4 protein-coding genes are annotated in these 15,565 nt (G+C 69.4%); 1 reads left to right on the top strand and 3 read right to left on the bottom strand.

Annotation, left to right across the window (positions count from 1 at the left end):
• Window positions 1-15: 15 nt before the first annotated feature.
• Complete coding sequence (locus BPODLACK_RS06345) at window positions 16-669, top strand: DUF4190 domain-containing protein (protein ID WP_024497700.1); 654 nt, start codon at window positions 16-18, stop codon at window positions 667-669.
• 125 nt (window positions 670-794) lie between these two features.
• Here BPODLACK_RS06345 and BPODLACK_RS06350 read toward each other — a convergent pair whose 3' ends face one another.
• The 3 genes from BPODLACK_RS06350 to BPODLACK_RS06360 all read right to left on the bottom strand — a co-directional run bounded on the left by BPODLACK_RS06350 (window position 795) and on the right by BPODLACK_RS06360 (window position 15,469).
• A complete protein-coding gene (locus tag BPODLACK_RS06350) occupies window positions 795-1,109 on the bottom strand; it encodes a hypothetical protein (protein WP_024497699.1) in 315 nt (104 codons plus the stop codon).
• A 286-nt stretch (window positions 1,110-1,395) separates the two neighbouring features.
• Window positions 1,396-1,623 (bottom strand): MbtH family protein, encoded by a 228-nt coding sequence (locus BPODLACK_RS06355; protein WP_024497698.1) that lies wholly within the window; start codon window positions 1,621-1,623, stop codon window positions 1,396-1,398.
• 160 nt (window positions 1,624-1,783) lie between these two features.
• A complete protein-coding gene (locus BPODLACK_RS06360; RefSeq protein ID WP_442903261.1) occupies window positions 1,784-15,469 on the bottom strand; it encodes an amino acid adenylation domain-containing protein in 13,686 nt (4,561 codons plus the stop codon).
• Between the last annotated feature and the right edge of the window lie 96 nt (window positions 15,470-15,565).

Here is a 15,565-nt window from a genome sequence, read left to right on the forward strand (position 1 = left end):
GGTGAGGAGGTGGGAATGCGCATCGACGATTCGACCCAGCCGTTCCCGCCGGCCGTCACCGATCGCCACGCACTGTGGCCGGCGGTCAACGATCTCGACGACAACGTCCTCCCGAGCCTGGGGGACGCATACGATCCGACGCCACCACCGGCACGAGAGTCGCCCGTGGTGGCGTCGGCGCATCCGTCCACGCGCGTCACGACAGGCACCCGTCTGCATCCGGAGGAATATGCGGCCCTCCCACCGGTCGGAGACTTCTGGGGACTACAGAACGCCGCTCTCCAGAGGCCCGCGGACAACTTCACCGCAGGAACATCCGCTCGGCCATCGGTCCGTCGGCCGGTGCCGGTCACGAGTCTTCGAGAGTCCTCGGCCGTCTCCCTGCCGCCCTACGCCCCGCCGGCCCCGCGTCGCACGGTTGCGCCCGCCGCTTCGCTCGCGCTGACCACCGGCCTGCTCGCGGTCCCGATGACGCTCGCCCTCGGACTCGGTGCCGTTCTGGGAATGATCGCTGTCGTGTCCGGCGCCGTGGCGATCAAGCAGATCAACCGTGAACCCGCCGCGCGTAAAGGGAAGGGTCGTGCGATCACCGGCATCGTGTGCGGTGCCGGAAGCGTTGCGGTCGGGGGTCCGATCCTGCTGTTCCTGGCGTTGCTCATAGGCCTCTGACCCGACACCGCCGGGCAGAGACAGCAGAAGCGCGGATCGCCGCCGGACGTACGAGAGCACAAGGACGACGAGACCCGCCCGGTGTGCGCCAGGCGGGTCTCGCCGTCGAGACGTGCGTACGCGGTCTAGCTGACGGCGCGAAGGCGGGGCCGCATCGCGGCGACCTCTCCGCGCTCGCGTCCGAGCCACGCCTGGATCTCGCCGATGACCTGCAGCCGTGCCTCTACCGGCCGGATCTCCGCCAGCGACGGCATGCAGTGCAGCAGCGCGGCGTAGAAAGCAGCGGTGTGGGACAGACCCTGCTCGGCGAGCACGATGTCATAGTCCTCGATGCGATCGGCCAACTCACCGTAGGTGAGCGCCGTATCGCCCAGCCGCACCGCAGTAAGGTGCGGCGTGATCGCACCACGATTCTGGATGTCGTGCAGCAGATCGTCCATGGTCAACTACCTTTCCCCCCGCCTAACCGGCGTGACCGCGGCGTCCCCGCCTCCCCAGACGTTGGTACGTTGCGGCCCTTCCACACAGTGTGCCCTACCTCATGGAATTTGAGGACTCTTGCTTCAGCATCTGTGGCACATTCCACAAGCAAACCTGCAAGGAAAATGTAACTTGATGTTACTGCTGTGACTCCAGTTACGGAAGTTCACTGCGAGTCCTTGCTTAACTTGTTATTCACAAGCGATCGTCCCGACATTCCGGTAGATCGATACCAGACAAAGCGGTTTAGGAGCCGGCGCCCTTGTCGGCCTCCATGGCCTCGATGAGGCTCTTGGGCCGGAGGTCGGTCCAGTTCTGTTCGACGTATTCGAGGCACGCCGCACGGCTGTCCTCACCGAACACCTTTGTCCAGCCGGCCGGGATGTCGGCGAAGGTCGGCCACAGCGAGTGCTGGTTCTCGTCGTTGACGAGCACGTAGAAGCGGCCGTCTTCGTCGTCAAATGGATTCGTCATGTGGATCCTTTCTCCATCGGCCGGATACCCGGCCAGTTGTTTCCGTGGGCGACGGCGTCGCCCGTTTCTCGTCGTTCGGTTGTTCCCGGGCCCGCGGGTCCCTCAGGACCCGCTCCCAGGCGTTGGTCGTCGTCATGACGATGATGTCATGGCGAGCTCCTCACTCGGTCGTCCTTCGACCGTCTTCGATCGAGGGGTCGACGGCGGCCAGTTGCCGGTCGAGTTCCGGGCCGATCACGGCCAGGGCCTCGGCGTTGGCCATTCCCAGATGGTGGGTGGGCACGTCGACGTTGTCGACGGACCCGCCGACGAAGGGCCGCCAGGCGGCGGCCAGCTGAGCCGGGTCGTCCTTGTCCTCGGTGGCGGTGAAGACATGCACATCGCCGTCGAAGACATCCGGGCGGTAGTCCAGCACGACCTGCGTCGACGAATCGAAGCTGTCCATGATCCGCTCCACCTGCTCCTCGGCCAGCAGTCCCATGCCTGCGATCTGCGCCCGGATGATCGCGGTGACCTCCTCGGACGTACTGGCTTGCACGTCGTCACCGAGGTCGAACAGATCTCGCCAGCCGCCCAGGACGTCGACCACGGTCGCGGCGTCGGGTTCGATCACGGCCTCCTCAGCCACCGGCCGGTCGTGGCCGACGACGACCGGCTCGTCCTCGGGTCGGGAGTCCATGATCCCCAGGTAGGCCACGGACTCCCCCAGTTCGCGCAGGTGGGTCGCCATCGCGTGCGCGATGACACCGCCGACCGACCACCCGAGCAGGTGGTACGGCCCGTGCGGCTGGATCCGCCGGACCTCCTCGACGTAGCGCCGCGCGAGTTCACGGGCGTCGGTGATGCTCGGTTCGCCGGTCACCACGTGCGGGTCCTGCAGACCGTGGATCGGGCGATCGGTGAGATACGGGGCGAGGCCGCCGTAGAACCACGCGAGACCGCCCGCGGGATGCACGCAGAACAGCGGTGCCTGTGCCCCCTCCGCACGCAGGGTGATCACGATGTCACTGCTGACCTCGTTGTCCGCGGCGATGCGCCGGGCGAGACCGCGCACCGTCGGGTCACTGAACAGCCAGGCCAGTTCGATGTCCAGACCGTGTCCCTCGCGCAGGTGGGCCGCCACCCGGGTGGCCGACAACGAGTTGCCGCCGAGGTCGAAGAAGCTGTCGGACGCACCGACCTCGCCCAGACCCAGCACGTCCGCATAGGCGTCGGCAATGGCCTGTTCGATGGCCGTCTCCGGTGCGACGAACTCGGCGGCAGTGACGTCCGGTTCCGGGAGTGCCGCGCGGTCGAGCTTGCCGACCGGGGTCAGCGGGAACTCGTCCAGGACGGTGATCGACGACGGCACCATGTGCGCGGGCAACCGTCCCACGAGATGTTCACGTACCGATTCGGTCTCGATGCGGTCTCCGACCACATAGGCGGCGAGCGACGTGGCCACCGATCCCCCGACGCCGACGACGACCGCCGACGTCACACCGGGAGCCGACCGCAGCACCGCCTCGATCTCACCGAGTTCGATCCGGAGGCCGCGCAGCTTGACCTGGTCGTCGCTGCGTCCCGAGTACTCGAGCGTCAGCTCTCCGGTCGCGGTGTACCGCCAGCGCACGACGTCGCCCGTGCGGTACATCCGGCTGCCCGTTCCGCCATGGCGGCTCGGGTGCGGACTCGCGACGAACCGCGAGGCCGTCAGCCCGGGCTTGGCGAGGTAACCGCGGGACACGGCGGGCCCGAGCACATAGAGCTCACCGGCCACTCCGACGGGCACGGGCCGCAGTGCCGCGTCGAGCACGAGCAGTTCGACACCGGGCAGGGGTCCGCCGAGACGTACCGGTTCCCCGGGCGCTGCCGGCCTGCCGACGGCAACCATGATCGTGGTCTCGGTCGGCCCGTATCCGTTCTGGATACGCGTGTGCGGGGACCACTCGTCCATCAGCGACTGCGGCACGGCCTCGCCCCCCACCGACACCGCGGCCAGACTCGGCAGGCCCGCCGGGTCGAGGGTCGCCAGCACCGAGGGCGTGAGGAACGTCGTGGCGATCTCGTGCCGGATGATGAAGTCCTGCAGTTCGGTTCCGCCGACAGCGGTTGCCGGACGGTAGACCAGCGCTCCGCCGTTGACGGTCGCGAGCAGGTATTCGAGCACCGACGCGTCGAAGCTCGGTGAGGCGAATCCCATCACCACGACACCGTCCTCGAGACCGAGCGCCTCGGACTTGCGCACCGCGAAGTTGTACAACCCCTCGTGCGAGACCGCGACGCCCTTCGGTCGCCCGGTCGAGCCCGAGGTGTAGATGACGTAGGCGACATTCTCCGGCCGGACCGGAAGCGGGAGTTCGGTGCGTTCCAGTGGTGCCGTGTCGAAACCGGCGATCTCCTCGGCGATCGACTCGTCGTCCAGCCGAGTCCAGCCGAACCCCTGCTCCGGCAGGTCACCCGCCGCGGACACCGACAGTCCCAGGCCGGCGCCGGAGTCCTCGACCATCGTCGCGACGCGCTCCGGCGGATAGTCCGGGTCGACCGGCACGTAGGCACCACCGGTCTTGGCCACCGCCCAGATCGCCACCAGCAACTCCACCGAGCGTGGGATGGCGAGGGCGACAAGGCTTTCGGTGCCCACTCCGCGCCCGATCAGCCACCGCGCGAGCTGGTTGGACCGTTCGTTGAGCGCCGCGTAGGACAGGCTGGCCCCCGACGCGTCCACGACGGCCGTGCGTCGCCGGTAGCGTGCACCGGCGGTCGCGAACATGTCGCCCAGCGTCACCGGGTCGGCCGCGGCGACCGCGCCCACCGGCACGAGCACGTCCGCCTCGCCGTCGAGGAGGATCGACGACGCGGCCACCGGCGATGCGGGGTTCGCGGTCAGAGAGTCCAGCAACTGGTTCAGCCGCGCCGCGAATCCGGCCGCGGTGGACTCGTCGAACAGATCGGTGGCGTATTGCAGAGCCCCCGACCACGGTTGGCCCGCATCGGCTTTCGCCACCGAGAACAGCAGGTCCACCTTCGCGGGCACCTCCCCGGCGTCCACACCGGTCACCGCGATGCCACCGAGGTCGGCGCTCAGATCGCGGCCCGCGAGTTCCGCGACCGCGCTCTGGTCGAACGTCAGCCACACCTGCGCCAACGGCGCGAACGACTCCGACCGCACCGGGTTGAGCCGGTCGACAAGCGTCTCGAAGGGCACGTCGGCGTGCGCGAACGCATCGAGGTCGATGGTGCGGACCTGCTCGAGAACCGCGTCGAAGGTGTCGCCCGGCGTGTGCGCGGTGCGCAGCACGAGGGTGTTCACGAACATGCCGACGAGCGGGTCGAGGACCTCGGCGCCACGACCGGCGACGGGCGTGCCGACCGCGACGTCGTCGGTGCCCGCCAGATCCGCGAGCAGGACCGACAACGCCGCGTGCACCACCATGAACGGTGTGATGCCGCGGCTTTCGGCGATCTGCGCGACGCGCGCGGTGACCTCGCCCGGGATCGTGAACGAGGTACGCGCGCCTCGCTGCGAGGCGACCACCGGCCGCGGGCGGTCGGTCGGCAACTCCAGCAGATCGGGGAGCCCGGCCAGTCGCGACGTCCAGTAGGCGAGTTGGGCACCCACCGGCGACGAGGGGTCGTCGACCTCGCCGAGGACAGCACGCTGCCACAGCGCGTAATCCGCGTACTGGACGGGCAGCGGGGCGAACGTCGGCGCCCCGCCTGCCGCACGAGCGAGGTAGGCCGTGGTCAGATCGGTCACGAGCGGACCGAGCGACTCCCCGTCCGACGCCACGTGATGCAGCACCACGACGAGGATGTACTCGTCCGCACCGATCTGGACGAGACGCGTCCGCACCGGCCAGTCGACGGAGAGGTCGAACCCGGTGGTGACGGCCCGAGCGACCTCGTCGTTCCAGCTGTTCTCGCCGGCGTCCGCGAGGAGCGGGAGGAACGCGTGGTCGAGGTGACCGGGGATCTGCTCGACCCCGGCGATCGCCTGCACCGGGACTCCCTCGATCTCGGGATACGTCGTGCGCAGGATCTCGTGTCGGGCAACCACATCCGCGATCGCGGACCCGAGCGCCTCGGGGTCGAGGTCGCCGGTCAGGCGCAGGACCGCCGGGATGTTGTAGGCCGCCAGCGACGGGTCGAAGCGGTTGATGAACCACATCCGCTGCTGCGCGAAGGACAGCGGGATTCGCTCGGGCCGCGGTCGAACCGCGACGATCGGGGCGAGCCCGCTGCCACGTCCACCGAGTAGCTCGGCGAGGAGCCGCGGCGTCGGCGCCTCGAATACATCGCGGACGGTCACGTCCGCACCGAGTGCCTCACCGATACGTGCCGCGGCGCGCATCGCCGACAGCGAATTGCCGCCGATCTCGAAGAAGTTCGTGGTCGCGCCGACGGCCTCGGTGGACACCGAAAGGAGTTCGGCGTACACGGCGGCCACCGCCGCCTCACGTGGTCCGTCGACCGGGACCACCGCCGACAGGTCGATCTCCGGCGCGGGTAGCTCCTGGCGGACGATCTTGCCCGCGGTGCTGAGGGGCATCTGTTCCAGCAGGACCCACATACCCGGCCGCATGAACTCCGGCAGAGATTGTGCGACATGGTGTTTGACGGCATCGAGGTCCACGGTCGCGGGCGCGAGGTAGCCGACGAGCTGCTGCCCCGCCGGCGTCTCGACCACCGCGGCCGCGGCGTGCACGACGTGCGGAGCCGAGGCGAGCGCGGACTCGATCTCGCCCAGCTCGATGCGCTGTCCACGCAGCTTCACCTGGAAGTCGGTGCGCCCCAGATACTCCAGGGCGCCGTCCGCGCGCCACCGCACGAGATCGCCGGTCCGGTACAGACGCGCACCCGGCTCGCCGTGCGGATCGGGGATGAAACGCTCGGCGGTGAGGACCGGGCGCGACGCGTAGCCGCGCGCGAGCTGGGCGCCGCCGAGGTAGAGCTCGCCGGTGAATCCCGGCGCGACGGGGCGGAGTCGTTCGTCGAGGACGAGGGCCTCGGTGTTGGCGACCGGAACACCGATGGAGACCTCCTGACCGACGGCCGCGGTCCGCGACACGGTCGCGTAGATGGTGGTCTCGGTCGGACCGTACTGGTTGTGCAGACCGACGCCGGGCAGCAGCGTGTGGACGGTGTCGGCCACGCTCTGCGGCAACGCCTCACCGCCGGTGTGCAACCGGAAGGACGACGAGACGCGACGCAGGTCCGCCGGATCGGCGACCTCGGTCAACACCGACAGCATCGACGGCACGAGCGTCGCCGAGGTGACCCCGAAATCGGTCAGGTAGCGCAGGACGGCCACCGGATCGCGATGCTCCCCCGGCGCCATGACGACGACCCGGCCGCCGCACAGCGACGGCCGCAGGATCTCGCCCACCGACGGGTCGAAGGTGAGCTCGAGCACCTGGAGGATCACGTCGTCGCGGCCGAATCCGTAACGGCGCAGATCGTATTCGAGGTGCGACCGCAACGCACGATGACTGACGGTGACGCCCTTCGGACGCCCGGTCGAGCCGGACGTGAAGATCGTGTACGCGGCGTTCTCCGCACGCACCGGGGCCAGACGCTCGGTCGGGACGAAGAGGTCTCCGGAGACCGGCACGGACGCGTCGACGCCGAGCACCCGCACGTCGTCACCCAGCACCTCGACACCGGCCGGTACCGCACCCGGACCGACGAGCACGACCGCCACCGCGGCGGTGTCGACGAGGTAGTCGATCCGGTCGGCCGGGGTCTGCGGATCCATCGGCACGAACTGCCCGCCCGCGGTGAGCACGGCGTGCACGGCGACGATCATCTCGATCGAACGCGGGATGCAGACACCGACGGCCACGTCCGGGCCGACGCCGAGCGCCACCAGCCGGCGGGCGAGATCGCTGACGTGCCCACCCAGTTCCCCGAAGGTGAGTTCCTTCGACACGGTCACGACGGCCGGGTCGGCGGGCGCAGCGGCGACTCGATCGAGCAGGAGATCCGCCACATGCGAACCGGGCAGAACCAGTTCCACACCGGTCGACCATTCGTCGATCCGGGCGATGTCCTCGGCCGACATCGGTTCGATGTCGCCGATCCGGGTCTGCGGTTCGGCGGCGATCGACCGCAGGATCGTCTCGAGGGTGCGGGCGAACACCGCGATCTGGTCGTCGTCGAAGGCGTCGGGCAGGTAGGTCAGCCGCACCGAGATCCCGCCCGCGCTCGGCGAGGTCGCCAGGTTCAGCGGGTAGTGGGTCGCGTCCGAAACCTCGACGTCTCGGATCACCAGTCCGACAGCCGAACTCGCGGCGCCGCTGGAGAGAGACTCGTTGTCGACGGGATAGGACTCGTGGACGGTCAGCGTGTCGAACAGCGCCGGACGGCCGACGTGGGTGAGGATCTCCGGCAGCCCGATGTGCTGATGGTCGAGGACCGCGGTCTTGTCGGACTGCAGCGCACCGAGCACTTCCGCGATCGTCGCGTCCGGGTCCACGTCGACCACCGCGGGGAGCGTGTTGATGAAGAGGCCCACCATCGACTCGACGCCGTCGAGGTCGGCGGGTCGACCCGACACCGTCTCACCGAAGCTGACGACCCGGTTCTCCGTGAGTCGCGACAACAGGACTGCCCAGGCGAGTTGCAGCACCGTCGCCATCGTCGTCCCGGAGGTACGTGCGGTGCGCTCGAGACCGGCTACCAGATCGGTGTCGAGGACCCAACGACGCTCGCGCGGAAGGTGTTCCGTGGAGTCCTGGTCCCCGTCGACGACGACCGGCGCCAGCCCGGGTGCGACCAGGGTCGGACTCTCGATCGGCTGCAGGACGCGCGCCCATGCCGCAAGCCCCTCGGCCTGATCGGTCTCGGCGATGCGCGCCAGGTAGTCGCCGAAGTCGGTGCGGGTACCGGCGTCCTGACCGGTGAACGGACTGCCCGTGGCGTACAGGGCCAGCAGGTCCGCCAGCACCAGCGGCCCCGACCAGCCGTCGAAGAGGATGTGGTGGTTGGTGATGACCACACTCGACCCACGAGCGTGTCGCACGATCACCGCGCGCAGCAGCGGCGGGTCGGACAGGTCGAACGGATCGGTGCGCTCCTGGGCCGCCACCGCTTCCACGGCGACGCGGACGTCGGCGTCCTCGACCTCCCGCAGTCGCCCCGCATCGTCGGCGATGTCGACGACTCGCCACCGCAGCGGGACGGTGGGCGGCACGACGGCCACGACCGCACCGCCGGGGACGTGGACGAAGCCGGACTTCAGGGTGGGATGGTGATCGAGCAGGGCAACGACCGAGTTGCGGAGACGATCGAGATCGACATCGCCCTCGAGGTGCAGAACCGCTTGCGTGACATAGACGTCGAGCTGGTCGTCGCCGGCGAACTGGGACTGGAAGTACAGGCCGCGCTGCAGCGGCGACAGCGACCAGATTCGGGCACCGGGGAACCGCTCGACGACGGAATCGAGGTCCGCCTGGGTGAGTTCGACACCCGGGACGTCGGCCGGGGAGGGGCCGACGTCGGTGCCCGACTCCACGAGACGTGCCACCGACTCGAGTTCGGCCGACCACCGGTCGGCGATCGCCTGCGCGTCCGCCGGCGACAGGATCGCCTCGGGGAACTGGATACTCGCCGACAGCACGCGACCCGCCGATGAACCGGTGACGCTGGCGTTGATGGTCAGCGCACTCATGGCGGCCACCCCGGCCGACACCGTGGCCGGCAGGAATGGTGCGTCGGGCGCCGGGAGGAAGGCGGTCTCCGCCGCCGTGCCCGGCCCGGCCTCGACCTGGTCACCGGCGCCCCCACCCCGGTTGCCGAGGTAGTTGAAGGCGATCGACGGGAGCGGGTGGGCATCGAGCCCGTCGCCGGCGCCGTCGACCGGGTACCGGAGCAGGCCGTAACCCACGCCCTGCCCGGGCATGCCGAGGCGTTCTTCCTTGGCGGCCTTGACCGCGTGGACGATGTCGCCCGCCGGGTCGACGGTCAGCGGTGCGATGGTCGTGAACCAGCCGACCGTGCGCGACAAGTCGGCGCGTCGCGGGTCCTCGCCGTCGAGGAGGACTTCCTCATAGCGTCCGTGACCCTCGGACAGCACCGTCACCGGCGACTCGTCGACGATGCCGGCAGCATGCTGCCAGGACCGCACCGCGCGGGCGAGCGAACCGAGCAGAACATCGGTGACGGACGCCGAAAAGGCTTCGGGCACAATCGTCGTCACGGCTTCGGTGATCGACGGGTCGACCCGGTGGACGATCGTCGTCAGGTTTCCGTAGCGGTCACGGACCGGATCGAGCGGCGCACCGAAGTCGGTGGGCACGAGCGGGGCCCGGTCCGCCCAGTGCGCGAGCTCGGCCCGTCGTGCGTCGGTCTGCGCCGCGAGCGCCTGCTGCCACGCTCGCTGCGAGGTCTCCTCGGCGCGGACCGCGATGGGTTGACCGGCGTCCAGCTGTGCGTGAACGGTCAGCAGGTCCTCGATGAGGATCGGCCAGGACACGGCGTCCACACCGAGGTGATGGATGACGAGCACGATCCGACCGGCGCCGTCGGCGCCGGTGACGATGGTGGCGGCCACCAGCCGGCCCGTTGCCGGGTCGAGGCGGCGTGCGGCATCGGCGTGCGCGGCGACGACGGCGTCGGTGAAGTCGTCCGACCCCACTCCTGCGTCGACACCGACCGCGCGCACGGCGGTCCCGGCATCGAAGGGCGCGCCGGTCTGCAGGGTCCAGCGTCCGTCGGTGCGCTGCAACCGTGCCGAGAGCATCGGATGAGCCGTCACGACCGCGGCGAGGATCTCCCCGAGATGTTCGACCGTCAGGCCCGCCGGCGCGGACAGCACCATCGACTGGTTGAAGTCCGCGAGGTCCGCAGGCGTCTGCGCCGCCTCGACGAGCCAGGAGACGATGGGCGGCAACACGACGTCGCCGACTCCCCCGCCCTGGGGTTCGTCGAGCATCGGGACACGGGCCCCGGAGGCCGACGCCACCCGAGCCATACCCCGGACGGTCTTCTCCTCGAAGATCTCTCGCGGCGACAGCGGTAGCCCGGCCGCCTTCGCGGCGGAGGCCAGCTGGATGGACATGATCGAATCGCCGCCGAGGGCGAAGAACGATTCCGTCACCGAGACGGTGTCGACGCCCAGGAGGCCGCCGACGATCGCGGCCAGCGTCTCTTCGGCGTGCGTCGCCGGGGCCACGAGGCCGTCCGCCGGCGCGATGAACTCGGGCGCCGGCAGTGCTCGGCGGTCGAGTTTGCCGCCCGGCGTGACCGGGAGTTCGTCCAGCACCATCGCATGGTGCGGGATCATGTGTCCGGCAAGACGATCCGCGGCACCGGCGAGGACGGCGTCGGCGTCGAGCCCGTCGGACTCGCCCACCAGGTACGCGACCAGGCGGGTGCGCCCGTGCTCGTCGTCGACACCGAGCACGACGACCGAACCGACTCCGGGCTGGTCCCCGAGGACGGACTCGATCTCGCCGAGTTCCACCCGCTGGCCGTTGATCTTGACCTGATGGTCGGCACGACCGGCGAATTCGATCTCGCCATCGGCGGTGATCCGGACGAGGTCGCCGGTGGCATACATCCGGCGGCCCGGCTCGGCGGCAAACGGGTCGGCCACGAACGACGTGGCGGTGAGGTCGGGCCGGCCGAGATATCCGCGTGCCAGTGAGACCGCACTGGACAGATACAGTTCGCCGACGACTCCCTGCGGTACGGGATGCAGCCGGGCGTCGAGAACGTAGGCGGCGAAACCCCGAACGGGTCGGCCGATCGTCACCGGACGACCGACCTCCGAGAGGCCCGTGGTGGCCCAGACGGTCGCCTCCGACGGACCGTAGAAGTTGTACATCGTGCGGCCGGACTCCGCATCCGCCGGCGAGTTCCAGCGCGCCACCAGTTCCGGCGGGCACGCCTCACCACCGGTGACGAGGTTGCGGATGAAGCGCCCGTGTCGCGGGTCGACGGTGGCGAGCACTGTCGGAGTGATGAGAGTGTCGGTCACCCGCTCGCGTTCGAGGACCCGACCCAGCGCCTCGCCGGCGTACTCCGACGCCGGCGCGATGACGAGCGTGTGACCGATCGCGATCGACCACATCATCTCCAGCACCGATGCGTCGAAGCTCGGTGAGGCGACGTGCAGGACACGGGTGTCCGGGGCCTGTTCGGGCGTGCCGGTGACCTCGGTCAGCGCGTCGACGAAGTTGGCGATGCCACGGTGCGTCACGCCGACCGCCTTGGGACGGCCGGTGGAGCCCGAGGTGTAGACGAGGTACGCCAGGTCGTCCAGTCCCACCGGGGCGCGCCGGTCGGCGTCGGTCAGCGGGGTCGCGGTCACCGCGGGATCATCGAGGTCGTCGAGCGACAGCCAGTCACAGGCGGACTCGCCGAGGCGATGACGCGTCCCGGAGTCCGTAAGGCCCAGTCGCACACCGGAATCGGCGACCATGTAGGCGATCCGGTCGTCCGGATAAGCGGGGTCGATCGGCACGTACGCCGCGCCCGACTTGATCACGCCGAACACGGCCACGACCGAACCGATCGATCGCTCGAGGCCCACCGCGACCACGTCGCCCGGCCCGACGCCGCGTGAGATCAGTTGCCGGGCAAGACGGTCCGTGCGAGCTTCGAAATCGGCGTAGGAGACCTCGATGCCGTCGAAGACCAGGGCCGCGCGCTGCGGATCGAGAGCTCGACGCGCCAGCAGTTCGGTGAGCGCCACCGGCTCCGAGACACCGCCGTCGGCGGCGGGCTCGAGCCCGCCGACCGAGTTCCGGCTCGGTGCGGACAGCGCGGTGGCATCGATGCCGACGATGTCGATGTCACCGACCGGCAGGGCCGGATCGGTGGCCATCGCGGCGATCACCTGACGGAAGACGTCGGTGAACCGCCGGATGGTGGCGGCGTCGAACAGCGAGGTGGCATAGAGGAAGTCGGCCCGCATCGGCGAGGACGCGGTGCGCTCGACCACCGAGACGGTGAGGTCGAACTTCGCGACCGGTTCGGCGACGCCGAGCGGTTCGGCACTGAGTCCCGACATCTCGACGCGGTCGAGGTCCTCGGGCCGTCCGCTCCCGGACACCAGGGTGTAGGCGATCTGGACCAGCGGCGGGTAGGAGGTCGAACGCTCCGGTGCGAGTTCCTCGATGAGGTCGTCGAACTGGGCGTCCGCGTGGGCGAACGCGTCGAGGTCGACGGCCCGGACGGCGCCGATGAGGTCGTTCGCCGACGACGCCGGATCGACGGCCGTCCGCAGCACGAGGGTGTTGACGAACATGCCGACGAGGTCGTGGAGCGCGGCATCGGTCCGGCCGGCGATGGGCGTGCCGATGACGACATCGGTCGTGCTCGCGAGACGCGCGACGGTCACGGCCAGCGCGGCGTGGAGAACCATGAACAGGGTGACGTCGCGTTCCCGCGCGAGTCGTTCGAGCGCTTCGGTGAGCGCGTCGTCGACGGTGACGGTCTCGACCGCCGCCGCGGTGTCGAGCACCGCGGGACGGGGCCGGTCCATCGGCAGATCCGTGACGGCCGGGAGTCCGGCGAGCACGTCGCGCCAGTGGTCGAGTTGACGCCCCATGGGCGCCCCGGGATCGTCGGCCGCGCCCAGGTACTCCTGTTGCCACAGAGCGAAATCGGCGTATTGGATCGCCGGCGCGGCCACCGCCGGACCGCCCTGCGTGCGGTGCAGATAGGAGGCGAGCAGGTCGCGGACGAAGACCGGGGTGGACTCGCCGTCGAAGGCGATGTGGTGGACCGTGATGACCAGGTCGACGGTGCCCTCGTCGCGGCGCCGCACCCGGACGCGTAGCGGAAACTCCCTCGCGACGTCGAAACCCGTTGTCGCGGAGGCGAACAGGTCTCCGTCAGTGTCGACGACCCGCCAGTCGAGGCGTTCGCGCGCGGTCTCGGGATCGGTGACGAGCTGCAGCGGACCCTGGTCGTCACTCGGATACGTGGTGCGCAGGATCTCGTGGTTGGCCACGACGTCGCCGACTGCGCCGGCCAGCGCGTCGAGATCGAGCTCGCCGGTCAACCGCAGCGCCATCGGGATGTTGTAGGCAGCCGATGAGGTGTCGAACTGGTTGATGAACCACATGCGGCTCTGAGCGGTCGACAGCGGCAACCGGTCGGGACGCGGCATGGCGGTGACGCGGGGGACGCTGCGTCCACGGCCCGCCACCAGCGCGGCCAGCTCGCGTACGGACGGCGCGTCGAACAGGTCGCCGACGGAGACATCGACATCGAGCAGATCTGCGACGCGTGCGGCGACCCGCGCCGCGGACAGCGAGTTGCCGCCGAGATCGAAGAACGACTGGGTCACGCTGACGCGATCGGTGCCGAGTACGTCGGCCACGACCGCGGCGATCGAGGTCTCGACGTCGGATTCGGGAGCGGCGAACTCCGCGACGGCGATTTCCGGTGCGGGCAGTTGCCGCCGGGCGACCTTGCCCGCGCTGTTGAGCGGCAGACGCTCGAGACTCATCCAGACCGTGGGCCGCATGTAGGCCGGCAGCGACTGTGCGGCAACGGCCTTCACCTGATCGAGATCGGCGGTCTCGGGCGAGATGTAGGCAACGAGGTGGGACTCGCCCGACACCTTGGCGACATTCGCCGCAGCGTGCAGGACACCGGGCGCCGACATGAGGACGGCCTCGACCTCACCGAGTTCGAGACGCTGGCCGCGCAGCTTCACCTGGAAGTCGGTGCGGCCAAGATACTCCAGCTGACCACGCGCGTTCCAGCGCACCAGGTCGCCGGTGCGGTACAACCGCTCACCGTTCTCGCCGAAGGGGTCGGCCACGAAACGTTCCGCGGTCAAGCCGGACCGGGACGCATATCCGCGGGCGAGCTGGACGCCGCCGAGGTAGAGCTCACCGGGCACACCCGAGGGGACGAGCTGCAACCGGGAGTCCAGGACGAAGGTGGTCGTGCTCGGGACCGGCACACCGATCGGCACCGACTGCTCCCCCGCCACCACATGATGCGCCGTCACATCCACCGCGGCCTCGGTCGGCCCATACAGGTTGTGCAACTCCACATCCGGCAACACCGACAGCAACGACTGCGCCACCGCCGCCGTCAACGCCTCACCCGAGGTGAACGTCAACCGCAACGACGACAATTCGCCCACCCGATCACCCAGCACATCGAGGAACACCGACAACATCGACGGCACGAAATGGATCACCGAGACCCGCTCCGCAGCAACCAGATCCGCCAGATACCGCGGATCACCATGCCGATCCGGCTCGGCCACCACCAGAGTCGCCCCCACCGCGAACGGCAGGAACAACTCCCACACCGACACATCGAACGTCACCGGCGTCTTCTGCACGAAGACATCCGAATCCTTGATCGAATACCAGTCCCGCATCCACTCCAGACGATTCACGATCGCCGCATGGGAGACGGTCACACCCTTCGGCCGACCCGTCGAACCCGAGGTGAACAGCGTGTACGCGGCATCCTCGGACCGCAAGGGAGCGCGGCGTTCGGCATCGCTGACCGGCGGTGTCGCCAGGTCGATGTCGGTGTCCGCATCGACGACGAGGATCTCGACGGCATCGGCGACATCCGGCATCTGACCGTCACGACCGACCAGGAGCAGATGAACCCCGGCCGTCTCCAGCATGTACCGGGTCCGGTCGGTCGGTGCGTCGAGGTCGAGGGGCACGTAGTGGCCCCCGGCGGCGACGACGGCGTGGATCGCGACGAGCAGTTCCACCGATCGCGGGATCGCGACACCCACCGCGGTGTCGGGACCGACGCCCGCGTCGATCAACCGGCGGGCGAGGACACTGACACGGGCACCGAACTCGGTGTAGGAGACGCGACGTGTCCCGAACACGATGGCGGGGACATCCGATCTCGTCGCCACGTGGACCACATCGGTCATCGCTTCGCCTCCATCTCGGTTCGTGCCTCCATCTCGGTGCATGTCTGTCTGCTTCGCCGTGCTGAGTGTCCCCCCGTGTCACGTCCG

Origin of the sequence: Gordonia sp. YY1 (assembly GCF_009872315.1) — a bacterium.
Lineage (GTDB): Bacteria > Actinomycetota > Actinomycetes > Mycobacteriales > Mycobacteriaceae > Gordonia > Gordonia amicalis.